This is a genomic window from Paraburkholderia azotifigens (assembly GCF_007995085.1).
In the GTDB taxonomy this organism is placed as follows: Bacteria; Pseudomonadota; Gammaproteobacteria; order Burkholderiales; family Burkholderiaceae; genus Paraburkholderia; species Paraburkholderia azotifigens.
In genome coordinates this window covers 2,196,788-2,214,792 of record NZ_VOQS01000003.1, presented here as the reverse complement: position 1 = coordinate 2,214,792, position 18,005 = coordinate 2,196,788, and the positions used below count along the sequence as shown (strand labels likewise).

Annotated in this window: 16 protein-coding genes; 8 read left to right on the top strand and 8 right to left on the bottom strand. The window is 64.3% G+C overall.

Translation table 11 applies throughout. The features are described 5' to 3' along the window. Nucleotides 1–13: 13 nt before the first annotated feature. Nucleotides 14–340 (bottom strand): L-rhamnose mutarotase, encoded by a 327-nt coding sequence (rhaM, locus tag FRZ40_RS27155; RefSeq protein WP_028364779.1) that lies wholly within the window; start codon nucleotides 338–340, stop codon nucleotides 14–16. Between the two features lie 159 nt (nucleotides 341–499). Between rhaM and FRZ40_RS27150 the strand changes: the two genes are divergently transcribed. Continuing rightward, entirely contained in the window at nucleotides 500–1,465 is a 966-nt protein-coding gene (locus FRZ40_RS27150; protein ID WP_147236182.1) for a LysR family transcriptional regulator, read from the top strand. Nucleotides 1,466–1,483: 18 nt separating this feature from the next. Here the strand turns inward: FRZ40_RS27150 and FRZ40_RS44115 are convergent, their stop codons facing one another. From FRZ40_RS44115 to FRZ40_RS27130, 5 genes are all read right to left on the bottom strand, one after another. Then, nucleotides 1,484–1,645 carry a hypothetical protein gene (locus tag FRZ40_RS44115; RefSeq protein WP_158647035.1) on the bottom strand — a complete coding sequence of 54 codons (162 nt, stop codon included), beginning with the start codon at nucleotides 1,643–1,645 and terminating at the stop codon, nucleotides 1,484–1,486. Nucleotides 1,646–2,307: 662 nt separating this feature from the next. Beyond that, nucleotides 2,308–3,090, bottom strand: a complete 783-nt coding sequence (locus FRZ40_RS27145) for an L-rhamnose 1-dehydrogenase Lra1 (RefSeq protein ID WP_028366310.1) — start codon at nucleotides 3,088–3,090, stop codon at nucleotides 2,308–2,310. A 17-nt stretch (nucleotides 3,091–3,107) separates the two neighbouring features. Then, on the bottom strand, nucleotides 3,108–4,286 hold the full coding sequence (gene rhmD / locus FRZ40_RS27140; protein WP_147236181.1) for an L-rhamnonate dehydratase: 1,179 nt from the start codon (nucleotides 4,284–4,286) through the stop codon (nucleotides 3,108–3,110). A 38-nt stretch (nucleotides 4,287–4,324) separates the two neighbouring features. Then, a complete protein-coding gene (locus FRZ40_RS27135; protein ID WP_147236180.1) occupies nucleotides 4,325–5,656 on the bottom strand; it encodes an MFS transporter in 1,332 nt (443 codons plus the stop codon). Nucleotides 5,657–5,753: 97 nt separating this feature from the next. Next, entirely contained in the window at nucleotides 5,754–6,506 is a 753-nt protein-coding gene (locus FRZ40_RS27130; RefSeq protein ID WP_028366313.1) for an SDR family NAD(P)-dependent oxidoreductase, read from the bottom strand. Between the two features lie 487 nt (nucleotides 6,507–6,993). On the opposite strand from FRZ40_RS27130, the gene FRZ40_RS27125 reads away from it, so the two are divergent. Further along, complete coding sequence (locus tag FRZ40_RS27125) at nucleotides 6,994–7,779, top strand: hypothetical protein (protein WP_028366314.1); 786 nt, start codon at nucleotides 6,994–6,996, stop codon at nucleotides 7,777–7,779. 54 nt (nucleotides 7,780–7,833) lie between these two features. Here the strand turns inward: FRZ40_RS27125 and FRZ40_RS27120 are convergent, their stop codons facing one another. Together FRZ40_RS27120 and FRZ40_RS27115 are read right to left on the bottom strand one after the other, a co-directional pair. Continuing rightward, nucleotides 7,834–10,698 (bottom strand): CHAT domain-containing protein, encoded by a 2,865-nt coding sequence (locus FRZ40_RS27120; protein WP_158647034.1) that lies wholly within the window; start codon nucleotides 10,696–10,698, stop codon nucleotides 7,834–7,836. A gap of 82 nt (nucleotides 10,699–10,780) precedes the next feature. Next, nucleotides 10,781–11,533, bottom strand: coding sequence for a lysozyme family protein (locus tag FRZ40_RS27115; protein ID WP_147236178.1), 753 nt, complete (start codon nucleotides 11,531–11,533; stop codon nucleotides 10,781–10,783). Nucleotides 11,534–11,883: 350 nt separating this feature from the next. Between FRZ40_RS27115 and FRZ40_RS27110 the strand changes: the two genes are divergently transcribed. The 6 genes from FRZ40_RS27110 to FRZ40_RS27085 all read left to right on the top strand — a co-directional run bounded on the left by FRZ40_RS27110 (nucleotide 11,884) and on the right by FRZ40_RS27085 (nucleotide 17,947). Continuing rightward, nucleotides 11,884–12,957 (top strand): toll/interleukin-1 receptor domain-containing protein, encoded by a 1,074-nt coding sequence (locus tag FRZ40_RS27110; protein WP_147236177.1) that lies wholly within the window; start codon nucleotides 11,884–11,886, stop codon nucleotides 12,955–12,957. Between the two features lie 348 nt (nucleotides 12,958–13,305). Next, on the top strand, nucleotides 13,306–13,977 hold the full coding sequence (locus FRZ40_RS27105; RefSeq protein WP_028366317.1) for an NADPH-dependent FMN reductase: 672 nt from the start codon (nucleotides 13,306–13,308) through the stop codon (nucleotides 13,975–13,977). Between the two features lie 393 nt (nucleotides 13,978–14,370). Beyond that, entirely contained in the window at nucleotides 14,371–14,595 is a 225-nt protein-coding gene (locus FRZ40_RS27100; protein WP_147236807.1) for a transcriptional regulator, read from the top strand. A 139-nt stretch (nucleotides 14,596–14,734) separates the two neighbouring features. Then, complete coding sequence (locus FRZ40_RS27095) at nucleotides 14,735–15,652, top strand: ferritin-like domain-containing protein (protein WP_147236176.1); 918 nt, start codon at nucleotides 14,735–14,737, stop codon at nucleotides 15,650–15,652. An 82-nt stretch (nucleotides 15,653–15,734) separates the two neighbouring features. Continuing rightward, nucleotides 15,735–17,189: an indoleacetamide hydrolase gene (gene iaaH, locus FRZ40_RS27090; RefSeq protein WP_028366320.1), complete on the top strand. Its 1,455-nt coding sequence runs from the start codon at nucleotides 15,735–15,737 to the stop codon at nucleotides 17,187–17,189. 8 nt (nucleotides 17,190–17,197) lie between these two features. Then, nucleotides 17,198–17,947 carry a CDP-diacylglycerol diphosphatase gene (locus FRZ40_RS27085; protein WP_028366321.1) on the top strand — a complete coding sequence of 250 codons (750 nt, stop codon included), beginning with the start codon at nucleotides 17,198–17,200 and terminating at the stop codon, nucleotides 17,945–17,947. The last annotated feature ends 58 nt before the right edge of the window (nucleotides 17,948–18,005 follow it).

Sequence of the window (18,005 nt, the reverse complement as noted above, 5' to 3'; positions counted from 1 at the left end):
CGAGCGTCGCGAATCAGTTGAAGGGATGCTGCAGTTCAAATACCGGAATGAGCGGCTGCTGGAGCGGCGTATGGTCGGGCGTCGTCTGCATGATGTCGGCCATGTAATCCCACCATTTGCGCATCACGGCGAGTTCGGGCAGGCGCTCCATCGAATGATCCGCCGTGCGCGTCAGTATCGCGAACAGATGGTGCGACGCTTCGTCGAGAAAGATCTGGTAATCGCGCACGCCGGCGTTGTGCAGTGCATCGACGAGTTCCGGCCAGATCTCCCGATGCCGGCGTTGATACTCGTCGCGCATGCCGGGGTTGAGCACCATCCGGAAAGCGATTGTCTCCATGCCGGGCTTGTCTCCAGTGTCTTGATCATTTGTTCTTGCCGCTCTGAAAGGCAGCGTCTTGATGCGACTATAATTCGGGCGTCGATAACATCTCAATCCGTTGTTGGGATTGGGCGATACTCAAACCGAATCGCTAACCTTCGATCCTCCCGACCTTACATGAGCCAGAACGCCGCCACTGTCGCCCTCGTCAACCGGCTCAAGTTCAAGCATCTTGCGCTGCTCGTCGCGCTCGACGACGCCCGCAACGTCCATCAGGCCGCCGATGCCATCAACGTCGCGCAGCCGAGCGCGAGCCGCATGCTCGGCGACATCGAAGAAGCGCTTGGCTTCCTGCTATTCGAGCGCAACGCGCGCGGCATGCAGCCTACGCCGCTGGGCGTCGTAACGCTTGCTTATGCGCGGCGCGCGCTCGCGGACCTGACGCGTTTTGCCGAAGACCTTGACGCGAAGCGCAAGGGCGGCCACGGGCAATTGACGGTGGGCGCGATCATGGGCGCCGCGCCCGATCTGCTGGCGATGGCTGTTGCCGCGTTGAAGACCGAGCGGCCGTTGCTGCATGTCTGCATTCTTGGCGAGACTAGCGATCAGGTGGTGCAATTGCTGCGTCGCCGCGAGGTGGATCTCGCGCTTGGGCGTTTGACTGATCCTTTGCAGCACAATGATTTCAGTTTCGAGCCTTTGGCTCGGGAGACGCTGGTTCTTGTTGTGCGCGCTGTACATCCGCTTGCCAGGCGGTCTTCTATTTCGCTGCGCGAGCTGATGGATTGGCCCTGGGTGGCGCAGCCTATTTCCAGTCCGGCTCGGGTTTTGTTCGAGGAAGAGCTGGCTCGCGCCGGGCTTGGGACGCCGGCTAATCTCACCGAATGTGCTTCTATTTTTGCTACTTTGCAGTTGCTTGAGAATTATGACGCTGTCGCTATGTTGCCTGAGTCTGTCGTGAGGGATCACGTGCGTGGCAAATTGCTCATTGCTCTGCCTGTTGAGATTGGCAAGAGCCTTGCCGGGTTTGGGATTCTTACTCGCAAGGAAGAGGCTCTTGCTGAGCCTGCTCGACGGTTTGTTGAGTTATTGCGGGTGTACTCTGCGAGGCTTTCTCGAGAAGATGCTTTGGCTGTGCAGTAGTTTTTTTTGTCTGCGACGCTAGTCGCGATTTTTTGCTTTTTGCTTTTTGCTTTTTGCTTTTTGCTTTTTGCTTTTTGCTTTTTGCTTTTTGCTTTTTGCTTTTTGCTTTTTGCTTTTTGCTGTGCTGGCATCCGCGATTTCGTGTCTCGCTTCAGGCGTCGCCCCTGTGCGGGGCGGCACCTACTTTTCTTTGCAGCGGCAAAGAAAAGTAGGCAAAAGAAAGCCGCTCACCCCGCCAATCCTTGTGTTTGCCTGCGGGCCCCCGACGGGTCCCGCACTCCAAACGACAACGCGCTATTCCACGTGCGTTGCCAACGTCTCTAACAGGCGCATCACCCGCTCCACTCACCCGTAGCCCAGCCAACGGCAGCGATCCGTCTGCGCCGCCCAGGTGGCAAACTGTGTGTAGCTTGTCGCACCTTACGCGTTCGCGCTTCTACGACACCGATCCCGATTTTCAGTCCGGAGTGGTGCACTTCCATCGCGACAGCCTACACACCGTTTGCCACCTGGGCGGCCGTGGACTTTCTGGTAATGCGGCCTGTGACGCGGGAATGTGAAGTGGGGGATGCGTGAGTTAGCACGCTGGCAACGGGCGTAGGACAGTGCGATGCCGTCTGGAGTGCGGGACCCGTCGGGGGCCCGCAGGCAAACACAAGGATTGGCGGTGTGAGCCCGCTTTCTTTGCTTACTTTCTTTGCGGCGGCAAAGAAAGTAAGTGCCGCCCCGCACAGGGGCAACGCTAATAAACCGATACGACTTCGCGGACGCCAGCGAAGAACCCGGCCAGCGCAGCAAAAAAAACCAGATAACAGCGACTAGCGTCGCAGACAAAAAAACGACTACTGCAAATTCACAAACAACCCACCATCGACCAACAGTGCAGCGCCAGTAACATACCTGGCCCGATCGGAGGCCAGAAAAACAACACACTCGGCGACGTCATCGGGTCGCCCCAATCTCCCAAGAGGAATGCGCTTCTCAAAGTAAGCCCTCTTGGCGTCATCAGCCAGGTCCTCAGCATTGAGATCCGTGGCAATAGTCCCAGGCATAACCGAATTACACCGAATCCCAAAAGGCCCAAGCGCAACAGCGCACGACTGCATCAGAGAATGCACACCAGCCTTGGTGGGCGTGTAATGCGTCTGCATACCACCGCCGACTAGCGCGCTAATAGAACTCGTCGCGACAATCGCACCGCCCGTGCCTTGCGCTTTCATCTGCTGAGCAGCCGCCTGAGTGACATAAAACGCGCCGTTCAGATTAACGGCGACAGTAGTCTCGAGCACCTCAGCAGGCATGTCCAAAAAAGCATGAAACGGACAAATGCCTGCATTACTGGCAAGCACATCGACCTTGCCAAAGGCATCAACCGTCCGCGCCACAAGCTCGACGCCAGTCGACCGTACAGCAACATTCCCCTCCACGGCGATCACTCGCCGCCCAAGCGCCTGAATCTCATCGACAACCTCTTCAACAGCGGAGCGCCGGTTATACGATGCATCGTTGTCGCCCCAGTAATTGATGGCGACATCCGCGCCCTCGCGCGCGCATGCCACCGCAATCGCGCGGCCAATGCCGCGCGAACCGCCCGTCACGATCACCGACTTGTCTTTCAGCAGCACATGCCTCTCCCAAAGTTTCAATGCTGATAAGGCCGCTCGAGCTTGCACTCCGGATTTAGCCGCACGCCGAAGCCCGGCGTCTCAGGCACCTTCATGCGCCCATTCACAGGCACCGGCTCGTCGAGCAGCAGCGGCGTGAACATCGGCACGACCTGATCGGCCTTCGGCGCCATCATCAGAAACTCGGCGAACGGCGAGTTGTGGCGCGTGACGACGAAGTGATAGCTGTACACCGACGACCCATGCGGCACGACCAGCACGTTATGTGCATCGGCGAGCGCGGAAATCTTGACCAGCTCCGTGATGCCGCCGCACCAGCCTACGTCCGGCTGGATCAGATCGCAGCAGCCCATTTCGAGCAGCATCCGGAAGCCCCAGCGCGTCGCCTCGTGCTCGCCCGTCGACACCATCATGCCGCGCGGCACATTGCGGCGCAGTTCGGCGTAACCCCAGTAATCGTCGGGCGGCAAGGCTTCTTCGATCCACTTCAGCCCATGCTCGTGCGCGGCCTTTGCGAGCTTCGTCGCATACGTCACGTCGAGACTCATCCAGCAGTCGTACATCAGCCAGAAGTCGCCGCCGACCCGGCTGCGCATTTCAGCAAGCTTGTCGATGTTATTGCGCAAGCCCTCTTCGCCTTCTGCCGGATTGTGCTGCAACGGCAGCTTGCCGCCGATAAAACCCATCTGTTTCGCCAGATCGGGCCGCGCACCCGTCGCGTAGAACTGCAGCTCGTCGCGCACCGGGCCGCCCAGCAATTGATACACGGGCTCCTTGCGCACCTTCGCGAGCAGATCCCACAGCGCGAGATCGACGCCCGAAATCGTGTTGAGCACGACGCCCTTGCGCCCGTAATAGAGCGTCGAAAAGTACATCTGATCCCACATCTTCTCGATGTCCGTCACCAACTGCCCTTCGAGGAAGCGCGCCAGATGCTTCTCGACGATGAATGCGCCGATCTCGCCGCCCGTCGTCACCGCAAAACCGACCGTGCCGTCGCTCGCCTCGATTTCGACGACCAGCGTCCCCAGCACGTTGATGCCGAACGACTGCCGGCTCTGCCGGTATTCGGGGTAACGCGCCATCGGCGTCGAGATGTGATCGTCGATCCAGTGTCCATCGGCCTGATCGTGATAGTCCGCGCCGCCGCCGCGGACGACGAAGGCACGCACGTGCCGGATAGTGGGCATCGCCATGTTCTAAAGCTCCGTTCGTGGGTTGCGCGCGCCTCGCCTCAGCGGGCGCGATGAATGGGTTGCGGGAATGCGGACGTGTCGCGGCTCGCGTCGCGACGCATCAGCGTGCCGATCAGCAGCGCCGCCAGCAGGCTCGCCGCGCCGAGCAGCAAGAGACCCGCCGCCGTCGACTGGAACGCGTGCTCGGCGCTCGTGCGCAGCGTCGGCGCGATGAAGCCGCCGAGGCTGCCGAGCGAGTTGATCAGCGCGATCCCGCCTGCCGCCGCCGCGCCCGTCAGATAGCGCGTCGGAAAGGTCCAGAAGAGCGGCTGCGCCGCGATGAAGCCGCTCGCCGCGCAGCACAGCGCGAGCAAGGCTGCGAGCGGGCTATGCGCGACACCCGACACGCCGATCCCGCATCCCGCGAGCACCAGCAGCACGACGGCCCAGCGCCCGTGCGTGTGCGTCGCATCGGCGCGGCACGGCACGTACCACGTCAGCGCGAGCGCGCAGATCCACGGCACCGCGGCGACGAGACCGACGCGCAGGCCGACCGACTCGCCCATCAGTGCCGCCACCTGCTGCGGCAGATAAAAGATCACGCCGTACACGCTCATCTGGATCAGCAGATAGATCGCCGACAGCAGCAGCACGCGCCCGTCGACGAGCGCCGCCAGCAGGTTGTGCGGTCCATGCGCGGCCGCCGCGCGCGCGTCGTCGTCGAGCGCGGCGCGCAAGGTCTTGCGCGCATCCGGCGTGAGCCAGCGCGCGTCTTCTGGCCGGTCGTCGAGATAGAAGAAGGCCCACACGCCGACCACCGACGCCAGCCCGCCTTCGATCAGAAACAGCCACTGCCAGCCCGCGAGGTCCAGCGCGCCATGCAGGTCGAGCAGAAAACCGGACAGCGGACTGCCGAACATGAACGCAAGCGGCGCGCCGAAATAGAACACGCCGACCGCGCGCGCACGCGCCGACTGCGGAAACCAGCGCGTGAGGTAATAGATGACGCCCGGAAAGAAGCCCGCTTCGGCGACACCGAGCAGAAAGCGCAACGTATAGAAGGCCGTCGCCGTGTGCGCAAGGCTCATCGCCGCCGACACGAGGCCCCATGTCACCATGATCCGGCACATCCAGAGCCGCGCGCCGACGCGATGCAGCAGCAGGTTGCTCGGCACTTCGAACAGCGCATAGCCGACGAAGAACACGCCCGCGCCGAACGCGAACGCCGCGTTCGAAATGCCCGTGTCGTGCTGCAAGGCCTTCTGCGCAAAGCCGATGTTCGCGCGGTCGAGAAACGCCAGCACGTACATGAGCAGCAGGAACGGCAACAGGCGCCGCATGACCTGGCTGACGGTGGCGTCGAGCGTCGCCTCGGATGATGTCCGGTTCATCGTGTCGTGTCTCCAGTGGCCTTCGTGCGAAGGCCGGGCGGCATGCATGTGCCGCCGTTTTCGTAGTCGTTGCCAACAGGCTGACCAGGCAGTCGAACTAGTAAGTCGCGCGCCCGCCCGACAGATCGAATACCGAACCCGTGCTGAACGCGCAGTCTTCCGACGCGAGCCACAGGATCAGCGAAGCCGCTTCCTCGGGCAGCAGGAAGCGGTTCATCGGTATCCTGGAGAGCATGTAGTCGATGTGTTCCTGCTTCATCGAATCGAAGATTTCGGTTTTCGCGGCGGCCGGCGTGACGGCGTTGACGAGGATGTTCTTCGTTGCGAGTTCCTTGCCGAGCGATTTGGTGAGGCCGATCAGCCCCGCCTTCGACGCGCTGTAGTGCGACGCGTTCGGATTGCCTTCCTTGCCCGCCACCGACGCGATATTGACGATGCGTCCGTAACCCTGCTTGAGCATCTGCGGCACGACCGCGCGGCAGACCAGGTACGGGCCGATCAGATTCACGTCGATCACCTGCCGCCACACATCGGGCTCGAGTTCCCACGTCGTGCCGTTGCCACCCGTGATGCCCGCGCAGTTGATCAGCACGTCGATCGCGCCGAACGCGGCGAGCGTCTGGCTGACGGCCGCTTCGATCTGCGCTTCCTTTGTTTGATCGACGGTGACGGCGGCGACCTTGCCGAGTTCGCCCAGTTCGCGCTCGCTGCGGGCGAGCCGCCCGGCGTCCAGGTCCCACAGCGCGACGGACGCGCCCGAACGCAGCGCACGCTGCGCCACCGCATAGCCGATGCCGCGCGCACCGCCCGTCACGACGACGACACGCCCCTCCAGATCGATTCGATTCATGCTTGCGCTCCTGAGCTCCTGATGCGCGGCATGATCCCGCCGCGCATTCGTTCTGTATGGACCGTGAATCAGCTACGGCCCGCGGTGTACGCAATATAAATCGGTGCCCGATACGGGAACAATTCGACTGTTGGATGGGGTGATAACAAAAGCGGATCGATGGCCAGGCGATCCCGGGCACGGAGAAGATCCGTTCAACGTCACGCGGCGCCATTTATTTTTTTCGTAGCCGTCGCCCGTCGGATGGAGTTCGTTTCCCAGTCGTTGCCGACGCCGGGTGAATCGTCGACGGCGCAAGTCGCAGCCAGTGTGGGTTTCCGAACGCTTCGCGGAAAAATGCCCAACCATCGATCACGCTTGACCTACCCTGTTTGAACGTGCCGACACAGGCACACCGGCCGCAGCCGATGGCCGATCCATGCGCCCGCCCGCGCCCCCACGCCAGACACTTCCACCGTCCATTCTCATTCCGCATGGGAGTTTCATCATGACTGCTCCAACTGCCGCGCAAGCGACCGCCTTCGTGAACGATGCCCAGCTGCCCACGCCGCATCGCCGGCGCGGCGGCGAAACCGATACAGCGAATCCGCCGCCTGCCTTCGATGCGTCGAAGGACCAGGCGGTCGTCGCCGGTTCCGGCGTCGTCTCGTTCAAGGCGGGCATTTCCGCCGCCCGTCGTCAGGCCGTCGCCGACTCGCTGCTGCTCGCGCAACTGATCCTCAAACACAAGGGCGTGTCGCCCGACGACACGCAGAACTGGTATCACGGCTACGGCAGCGTGCTCGCGAACCTCGGCTGGCTCGTGCAAACCTGCGAACTGACCGACTACGTGTCCGACGAAGCCGGTCTCGACGTGCACGAGGCGATCATGGCCGTCGCGGCCGTGCTGCTCGGCCCGGGCGCCGTCGCCGCCGCGCCGCTGATCCAGGCGACGCTCAAGGCATTGCAGTCGATGGACACGTCCACGCCGTGGATCACGCTCTTCAATCGCGAAAGCCGGCGCGCGAATACCGCGAGCTTCCAGATCGCGCTTGCAGAACCGGACGCCGACGGCAATATCACCGTGTCGCTGATGGCCTTCTCGCTATCGGCGAGCACGACGGTCACGCAAGTGCTGTTCGTCAAGGTGAAGAGCAACGAGGCGAACCTGAAGCGCTTCTCGACGAATGCGCAGATCAACCTGTCCGTGCTCGACGCCGTGCAAGACACGCTGCAAAAGAAAGTGGCGAGCTTCACGAGCAGCTATCTGAGCGCGCTACCCGATCTGTCCTGAAGCGCCTGCCCGGCTGCGCGTGCGCGGCCGGGCGCTCCATCCGTTCCGTCGGGCTCAGTCCACCCACTTCCCGAGCAGCGCCAGCAACTGCGCAGCGGCCGCCTTCTCGGCGTCACTCGCGGCGGCCTGGTTCACGTAGCGGTTCAGCACGAAATCGCACTGGTCGAGCACCGAACTCCAGTAGCCCGGCGACGGCACGCGCGTGTGCAGATCGGCGAAATCCGCGCGGATCGCGGCAAGATCGCTGTCGAGCCGCTGCGCGGCGAGACTTTCGTAAAGGCGCAATTCCGTGCCCGCCGAGATGTTCCAGAAGTTCGGCTCGTCGTGCGCCTGCTGTTCGAGCATGCGTCTCAACCTGCCGACGGAATCCGCATCGAAACCGCTCGCGCCGTCCGCGCCCATGCCGCACATCAATTCAGCCGCGAGCCGGTTCATCAGCGGATAGAACGTCGACGCGTCGCCGCGCGCGTCGCCTAGCTGCTCTGCTTCGCGGTACAGGTCGCGCATCGTGCCGATCGCCGCGGACTCGGCCGCCGCGTCGCCCGCCACGCGCCCGGTCAGCGCGATGCGCTTGTACGCCGACGCGCAGATGCTCACGCGCTCGACCGTCCGCTGCACGGCGAGCAGCGATTCCAGCAACCGCAGACTGGCGCCGATCCGGCTGCGCGCTGCGCCGATATCGTCCGCCGACGCGCCGCCCGGCTGCGCCGCCTTCGCCTTCAACGCGGTCCACGCCAGCCGGCACTGCAGGTTCGCGAGCTGGTCGGTCGCATTGAAGGTCGCGCGGCCATCGCCGACGCTCACTGCCTGTGCGTACCACGCGACAGCCTGGTCGTCGTTCTTCGCGGCGGCCCACGCGCGGCCAAACGCTTCGGCGACGTTGCCCTGCGATCCCCAACGCTTGCCGAAGCGCGTGTCGAGGTATTGCAGGCGTCCCGTCGAGCCCGGCGCTTCGAAGCGCGCGCCCGTCTCGAGTTCTTCGAGCGCGAGCACCAGCGATACCGCCGACGCGATGCCCGCATAGCGCTCGTCGTGCGAAGGTTCGCGCACGCTCACGCTGCTCTCCGCCACGTCGAGCGTCCAGTTCGCGTCGCCGTAGCACTGATACGCAGCCCAGGTGTTGCCGCCGCACAGCCACGCCGCGTCGCGCGCGGCGGCCACGGCATCGAGAAAACGCTCGCCGCCGAGAAGCCGCTCATAAAAGGTGGTCGCGAACTTCTGTGCGGGCTCGTCGTCGACGGCCCAGCCCGCCGCGATCACGCACTTCACGCCGATGCGGATCAGCGACTCCGCGACGTTCGCGGCATAACGCGGCCGGTCGTATGCGGGCGTGCCCGCGGCCAGCAGTTGATCGCCGCTGCGCGCCGCCAGATAGCAACAGTTCACGAACACGAGTTGCGGCGTGCGTTGCAACATGCCGATCTCGCGCGGCCCGAGAAAGATGCCGTCCGACAGCACCACGCCGCGCAAACGGTCGTCGCCGGCGCCGACGGGATTCGCTTCGTCGGCGGGCGGCTCGCCGTGCCCCGAGATGTGCAGCACGCGCCAGTCGCGCTCGAGCAGCGTACTGACGATCCTGCGCGCGTCGGGACCGCGCTCGCCGTCCGCGTGCGCGACGAGCGCGGTGACGCTCGCGAGGCCGAGGCGCCCGCCCAGCATCTGCGCCACGGCGTCGGCCTCCTGCCGCGCGCCCGGCAGCGCGGGATAGCGCGGATCGCCGACATACGGCTCGCCGATCACGAGAATCTGCGCTTCGCGGTTTGCGTCGTCGACGCGATGACGGAAATCGCCCGTCCGCAGCTTGCGCAACAGCTTCGCGCGGATCGCCCACGGACGCGGCGAGTTGGCGTTGCGCTGCGGCGCATTCGCGGCGCTGTCGAGCATTTCCCACGGGATGCCCGCCGTGCCGCTGTCGACTTCGATCTGCATCTCCGAGCCGCCCGCGAGGAACGGCTGCATTTCGCGCGGCACGAGCAGCTGATAGAGCACGAGGCCGAGGTTCGCGTCGTCGTTGTCCGCGTTCGATGCCGCCTTCACCAGCTGCGTGAGCAGACGCCCTTGCGTGGCCGTCGCGCGGACTTCGGTGCGCGCGCGGCGCGTGTCGAGCGTATAGACGATGTTCGTTTCGCCCGACGCGTCATTTTGCGTAATGGCGCTGATCAGGTCGTAGTCCGCGCCGCGATAGCTGCTGTCGAGCGGACGCTTCAGGCCGCCCGTGCCATCGCTCACGGCGTCATCGATCGCGTAGCAGTCGGGACTCGCCTGTTCGAGCAGCTTCAGCGAACGCCACGCTTCCGTCGAGCGGTCCATGTACAGCTCGATCAGGCGCAAGTGGCCGACGCACGGCCAGTCGGTCAGCCGCAGACGCAGGTTGGCGTCGCGCACGCCCTCGGCAACGAGCCGCGCCGCCTGTCCCGCCGCGATGCCCAAACCACCGCTGCCGGTCAGCGTCGCCGCGAGCACGAATGGCGCGGCGCGGTCGGGTGCGTTTTCTGCGAGCCGTTGCGACCACGCGATCACGCCGAGCCGCACGGTCGTGACGAGATCGGCAGCGCGCAGTTGCCCTTCGCTGCCGAGTCCGACGACGATCAGCCCGGCGGGACGCGGCAGCCGGAACGGATGCGGCGAACGGAAGCCCGCGTTGACGAACACCTGCTGCGTGCCGATATGTTGCGGATAGCGCCCGAGCCGGATCGACGTGCTGAGCGCACCGCCCATCAGACCGTCGACGACACGCTCCACGCCCGTCAACGACGCATCGCGATAGTGGCCAAGCAGCAGCGCTTCCTGCACGAATTGCAGATTGCCGTTGACGATGCTGATCTTCAGGCGCTTGCCTGCGTCGGCAGCGGATGCGTCTTGCGGCTGCGGGAGTTCCGCGAGCACGTGTGACGGCACGGACGGTTCGATGTTTTGCACGCTGCACTCCGTCGGGCGGTGCGGCGCCCGATCCGACACGTCGAAGGTGGGCCCAGGCGAAGGGCCCACCATGAAGAACGAATCAGCCGAGCCCCTCTTCGAACAACAGCGCTTCGAGTTCGCGGCGTCGCACGAGACCCTGCATGTTCGGCTGGTTCGCCCAGAGCCGTTTCATCGAACGCAGCTGAGTGGAAATGTCCGTGAGGTTGCCGCTGGCGACATCGGCGGCGATCGCGCGCATTTCGGTGTAGCGGTCGCCGCTCGCGCCGAACGACGGCCCGCGGTTATAGACGAGCGACACCAGCGCCCCCAGGCAATCGGGCTTGAGCGTGGCGGCGTTCGGCAGCTTCGCGATGGTTTGCGCGATCGTGCGTTGCAACGTGACCTGTCTGAAGACGGTGTTCGCCGCGGCGAACGGCACGCTCACCGACTTCACGCGCGGCAGCGCCTGTTGCGCGGCGGTACCCTTGAGACCGCACACGCCGCCGAGCGTCGCGATGTCGGCGGGGGCGAGCTGCGCGGCGCCCCAGTCGGCCGACATGTGCTGCGCGTCGACATAGCCGAGGTCGTAGCCGATCCCGACCGTGCAGCCGGACTGTCCTTCCGGCCACACGGGATGCGTATAGAGCCGGTTGTACGCGGCCTCGCTCGTGACCTCGAACGTGACGATCAGCTCGACGGCCTTGTCGGAAATGGCAGGCAACGCCGCGCGGCGCGTTGGCAGCAAAGTGGGATTGGTCTCGTCGTATTCCTTGCGTTCTTCGTTTGAACCCGTGTCGGAAAGCAGTTCGGCGGACTGGATGGTCTGCGCGAGCAAGGTGTCGAATGCACTCATGGGGGAACTCCGGACAAGCACGAACAGTGAGGCGCGTGTGCGCCAGCGGATGTGTGCCTGACAGATCGGCCGGTTCGTCCAGGCTTCAACGAGCATAGCAAAGCACACTGCATTGCCAAGGCCAGATTGTGCGTTCTGAGCGCTGCCGAACAGAAGCCTGTTCGCGTCGGTGCTGGGGTGTGGGACTGTCGAGGACGGTTGCGCGGGAAACGTGTTGGGCGTCTTCCATCACATCGGCGTCGGGATGCGCCGCACGACGCTAACAGGACGCGCCTCGCTCTGCTTTAATGAAAGCGTTTGAATTGAAGGATCGGCTCGCCGTTCAACCCGTTGAGGGGAGGAATCGTTCGATGCGGCCCATTTTCATCAGCTACCGGCGCGAAGACTCGGAAGGCCAGGCGGGACGCCTGTTCGAATCGCTGCGCGAAGTATTCGGCGAACACACGGTCTTCATGGATGTCGCGACGATCGAACCGGGCGCCGATTTCCGGCGTGCCATCGAAACGAACATCGACAAGTGCGCGGTGCTGCTCTCGCTGATCGGCCGGACCTGGCTCACCGTGACGGATCGCGACGGCAAGCGGCGTCTCGACAACCCGACCGACTTCGTGCGGATCGAAACGGCGTCGGCGCTCAAGCGCGGCGTGACGGTGATACCCGTTCTGGTGCAAGGCGCGACGATGCCGCAGGAAGCCGACCTGCCCGCCGACATCAAGGATCTCGCCTACCGCAATTCCGTCGAACTGACGCACGCGCGCTGGGACAGCGATCTGCAATTGCTGATCAACGCATTGCGCGAGCATGCGGACAACGACAACGCAGACAACGTGGCGACGGATACGTCGCGCACCGCGCAAGCGTCAGATACGGGCGGAAGTAGCCGCAGTAGCGCAAGTGATGGCCGTCGTGATACTCGCACCAACACGGGCAGTGGCAGCAAGCGCATCTGGACGATCGGCGGCGCCGTTGCCGCCGTCGCGCTGATGGGCGCTGTCCTACTGAAGCTGTCGGGCCCCGGCCACGACGCGAAGGCGGATACGCAGCCTGCCTCCCAGCCCGTGCAGACGGCGGCTTCGCAGCCGCATAACCCGCCGGACCAGATGGTGTCGAGGAAGGAATTGCAGCGGGCGGCGCATGCGCGCGGCGCGTGTGTGAAGCCCTTCATCTGGCGCCAGGCGGAACCCGGCGACAAGGTGTGCGTGACACCGGAAACGCAAAACCGCATCCTTGCCGAAAACAGGGCAGCAAGCGAAAACCGCTCGCCCAATGGCGGCGCATATGGTCCCGACACCTGCAAGACGGGTTTCGTCTGGCGTAATGCGTTCGATGGCGACGTCGTATGCGTGACGCCCGAATCGCGGGACATGACAGCCAACGACAACACCCTCGGCGCACGGCGGATCGTGCCCCTGCCGCCGCAGTAGCCCGCGCATCGGGCCGCGCCCTCTCCCGTTCCGCGCAGGCAAAAAAAGCCCCGGATTCTTGCGAAACCGGGGCTAATCCCATGTCAAGGAGTTCTCATGGAGGAGACGGTCCCATTCTGGCACCGTCCAGCATGCGTTCCAACCAAGCCTTTTGCACAAGCAATCCAGGCCGGCGCATGCAGCCGATAACCCTGACGCGGTTATATCGTTAGAACAAAAAGTCGTTTCCCGCTGCTACCATCGGTCACTAACATGGCGGTTCAGGCCCATCGCCCGTTCGCATGGGAAACATGCCGCATGGTTCGAACATGCATCCGGCCGGCCGCCACTGCAGCAAGGAGCTTGAAGTTGACCCGTTTCGACCAGAACCGCCGCCCGCTCGTGATCGGCATCGGCGGCACCACGCGCGCTGCATCGTCTACTGAACGCGCGCTCGGCTTCGCGCTGCGCGGCGCCGAACAGGCCGGCGCGCGCACGCGTCTGTTTGGGGGCGCATTTCTGCATGCCCTGCCGCACTATGCACCCGAGAGCGCGCAGCGTACCGCCGAGCAGCTCGAACTGATCGAGGCCGTGCGTCGCGCCGATGCGCTGATCATCGCGACACCCGGCTATCACGGCGGCGTATCGGGCCTCGTGAAGAACGCCCTCGATACGCTGGAAGAACTGCGCGCCGACGAGCGTCCCTATCTGGACGGCCGCGCGGTCGGCTGCATCGTCACGGCGTACGGATGGCAGGCGGCGGGCTCCGTGCTGACGTCGCTGCGTTCGATCGTGCATGCGTTGCGGGGCTGGCCGACGCCGTTCGGCGCGGGCATCAACACGCTTGAAACGCGCTTCGAAACGGCCGACACCTGCTCCGATCCGAAAGTGGTCGATCAGCTGTCGACGGTCGGCCAGCAGGCTGCGCAATTCGCGCTCGCATTTCGCTCGCATCATGCGGGCAGTGTCGCGGCGCACGCTGCGTCATCGGATGATGCCGACGATGCGCACGGTTCGCGGGTTCTGGCGCTGGCGAATTGATCTGCCGCTGCCGTCACTGCTGCTACCACTGCCGCTTTCACTTTAACGAACGCCAACCGCCGCTTTCACGCGGCGCAGGGCGTTTTGGCGTTTGGGCGAATCTCGTTCGCATACCTTAGCGGGCAAGGCTGAAACCTTCCGCGCACTGTACGAAACCGCACGCGCAATCGAACGCGCACGCCTCAAAATCGAGCCGTACCCAGCGGTTCCCCAAGCAGATCCCTCGAGAAAACGTAAAGCTTCCCCGGCCTGATTTGCTTCCGACGAATCGTTGGTTCAGTCGTCGAACGGGGTCGCTTACGCTTTGCGGGACGATCAGCAGCAGGGAGCAGTGCAATGAAGAATCCAAACAACTTTCGGACAAGCTCCGAACATCCGAAGCCGGAGAAGGCCTTGCGGGGCAACCGGCACATCCGCTACAAAGGCTACGAAGTCGCGCCTGCCGCACAGCGCCTGCCAAACGGTCTCTTCGCGGCGAATCTCACCATCGAAAAAACCACGCCCGCCAGCGGCGGCCATGCGTACTCATTCGACGCGCTCGATTACTTCTTCGACGAGGAACACGCACTCGCGTACGCGTTCCGTTGGGGGCGCCTATGGATCGACAGCCATCAATAAACGCAGCGCAGTATTGCAATTTTTGACGTCGCGCGGCGCGTAACACGCGCGCAGGAGCACGGCACACGCCCGCTCGACGCCACAAAATGAAGGGTTATGACAGAATAGCCGGAATAACTAGCCAAAGATTCCGCCTGACATGTCAGACACCCTGATCACAGAAGCAGAAGCCGCTCATGATCATGCGCTGCGCCACTGGACCTTCGACGGCCAGGCGCGCATGCGGATCGGCTCCGAAGCGCACAAGCAGATGTTCTGCCGGATGCTGCTCGAAACGCACAACCCATACAAGCCCGCCGTGATCGACTGGCCGCAGCTGCCGCCCGATGCGCTCAAGCGCATCACGTCGCTGCCCATCTGGGACATCGCCGTGCAGACGGAAGGCCGCGCGTCGATCCGCGTCGCCACTTACGCCGCGCAGGTGCAGGATTCGCTGGTGCGCGAAGCGATCGAAATGGACGCGGCCGAAGAAGCGCGCCACAAGCATGTGCTGTCGCGTCTCGTCGCCGCATACGGCATCGAACTCGCGCCCGAACCTGAATATCCCGCTCCCCGCGACGCCGAATGGGCATGGATGTTCACGGGCTACAGCGAGTGCATCGACAGCTTCTTCGCATTCGGCCTGTTTCGCTCCGCGCAGCTGTCGGGCTATTTCCCCGAAGAACTCGTCGAAACGTTCGAGCCCGTCATTCAGGAGGAAGCACGCCACATCCTCTTTTTCATCAACTGGGTCGCGTGGTATCGCCGCACGATGCCGTGGTGGCGCCGCCCGTGGCACTCGCTGCGCGTCGGCGCGATCTGGATCAAGCTGATCTGGGATCGCGTCGCGATCGCGAAAGGCATCGACGCGAACGGCGTCGCGCACGACTCGAACTTCCTCGCCGCGAACAGCTCGAACATCGGCCAGTCGCTCTCGACGCGTCAACTGATCGAACTCTGTCTCCAGGAAAACGACCAACGGATGGCCGGCTACGACAAACGGCTCGTACGTCCGACGCTCGTGCCGAAGCTCGCGCGCCTCGCGCTGCGTTTCATGGGCAAGCCGCCGCGCAATTGAAGAGAAGACGCCCATGAACGTGCCGCGCTTCCGCGCACGCGGGCGCATTCACGACACGTTTTGACCGAGGGAGACAGACCACATGCAATGGACCGTCGATGAGCAACTCGCGCTGACGGCAACCCAGGCCGTCGAAGCCATCCAGTCGGGGCGCCTTCGCGCAACCGACTATGTCGCGACCTTGCTCGCACGCGCCGTCGCGCTCGACACGCTCAACGCCTTCACCGCGATCGACATGGAAGGCGCGCTCGCCGCCGCGAAACGCATCGACGCCCTGCCCCCTGACGAAAAAGCCCGTCTTCCGCTCGCGGGCCTGCCCGTCGTCATCAAGGACAACATCAATACGGCAGGCCTTCTCACTTCGGCCGGCACGCCCGCGCTCGACGGCTTCAAGCCGAAGACGGACGCGCCCTCCGTGCGCAAGCTGACCGATGCGGGCGCGATCGTGCTCGGCAAGACCAATATGCACGAACTCGCGTTCGGCATCACGAGCACCAATCTGGCCCCGCATGCGGGCGCGGTGCGCAATCCGTATGACCCGTCGCTGATCGCGGGCGGTTCGTCGGGCGGCACGGCCGTGGCTGTCGCCGCGCGCATCTCGCCCGCCGGGCTCGGCAGCGACACGGGCGGCTCGACGCGCATTCCCGCCGCGCTCACGGGCATCGCGGGCTTCCGGCCGTCGGTGGGCAACGGCGGCGCCGAGCGCCGCTATCACGATCCGCAGGCCGTTGTTCCCATCAGCCACACGCGCGACACCGTCGGGCCGATGGCCCGCACCGTCGCCGATGTCGCGCTGCTCGACGGCGTGATCACGGGCGACACGGCGCTGCCCGCCGTGCAACTGTCCGTGCTGCGCATCGGTCTGCCCGAACCGCTGTGGGCCGAACTCGAACGCTCGACGGAAGACGTCGCACGCGCTGCACTCACGAAGCTCGAAGCGGCGGGCGTCACCTTCGTGCCCGTCGCAATGCCCGACCTGCTCCCACTGAACGAGCAGACGGGTGGTCCTATCGCGATTCACGAAGCGCTCGACGACGTGCGCGACTACCTCGTCGCGAACGACGCGCCCGTCAAGACCGTGGGCGAACTCGCGGCGCGCATCGCGAGCCCCGACGTGCGCGACATTTACGACGCCGTGCTGGCGGGCGCGCTCGCGCAGCACTATCCCGCCGCGCTGCACACGTGGCGTCCGCAATTGCAGCAGCACTACGCGGACACGTTCGCGGCCGAACGGCTCGACGCCCTGCTCTTCCCGACGACGCGGCTGGTGGCCGTCCCCATCGACGAAGTGAACGGCTCGTCCATCGTGTCGATTGACGGCGCGCCCGCTATCGAAGAAATGACGGCCTATCTGCGCAATACCGATCCCGCCAGCAATGCGGGCATTCCGGGCCTCTCGCTGCCCGCCGGACTCACGCAGGAAGGCTTGCCCGTGGGCATCGAGCTGGACGGGCCCCTTGGCAGCGACCGCCGGCTGCTCGCGATCGGCATGGCGTTCGAAGCGCTGCTCGGCACGGTGCCCGCTCCGACTATCTGACCTCTTTCATGATCCGACCACGCATCAGGCACCTGGCGGCGCTTGCCGTCGCACTGTGGACGTCCGGCTGTGCGCTCATCGCGACAGCCGACCCCAACGCACTCTGGAATATCGTCGACCATCAATGCGTGCCCGCCGCGCGCGCATCGGGCCGTCCCGGCTTCTGCACGACCGTCGATCTGCAGAAGCGCTACGCGATCCTCAAGGACATCAACGGCAATACACAGTTTCTGCTGATTCCGACCGACCGCGTAACGGGCATCGAAAGTCCGAGCGTGCTCGACCCCGATGCGCCCGACTACTGGGCCGACGCGTGGGCCGCGCGGCAATACGTGGGCTCGCGTATCGGCCTGACGTTTCCGCCGAACCAGCTGGGCCTCGAGATCAATTCGAAGTACCGCCGCTCGCAGCAGCAGTTGCACATCCATATGGACTGCATGCACGACGGCATCATCAAGGATCTCGCGCGCTTCAGCACGGTGGAGCCGGGCCAATGGCACTGGACGACGCTCGACGGCAGCAAATACCGCGTGATGCGCGTGCTGTCGCTGACGGGCGACGACGACCCGTTTCGCATCGTCGCGCGCGACCGTCACGGCAGCGATGCGATGGCGCAGCAAACCATCCTCGTGACGGGTGCCGGGCCGACCGACAAGGACGGCTGGCTGGTCGTCAACAGCGGCCTGGAACTCGACGACGGCAGCGGCACGGCCGAACCGCTCCTCGATCACGCGTGCGAGATCGGCATGCATCGGTAAAGGCCCTGGGCATTTGTTCAGTCCACGCGCATAACCCGCGCCAAATCCGCTTTGCTCA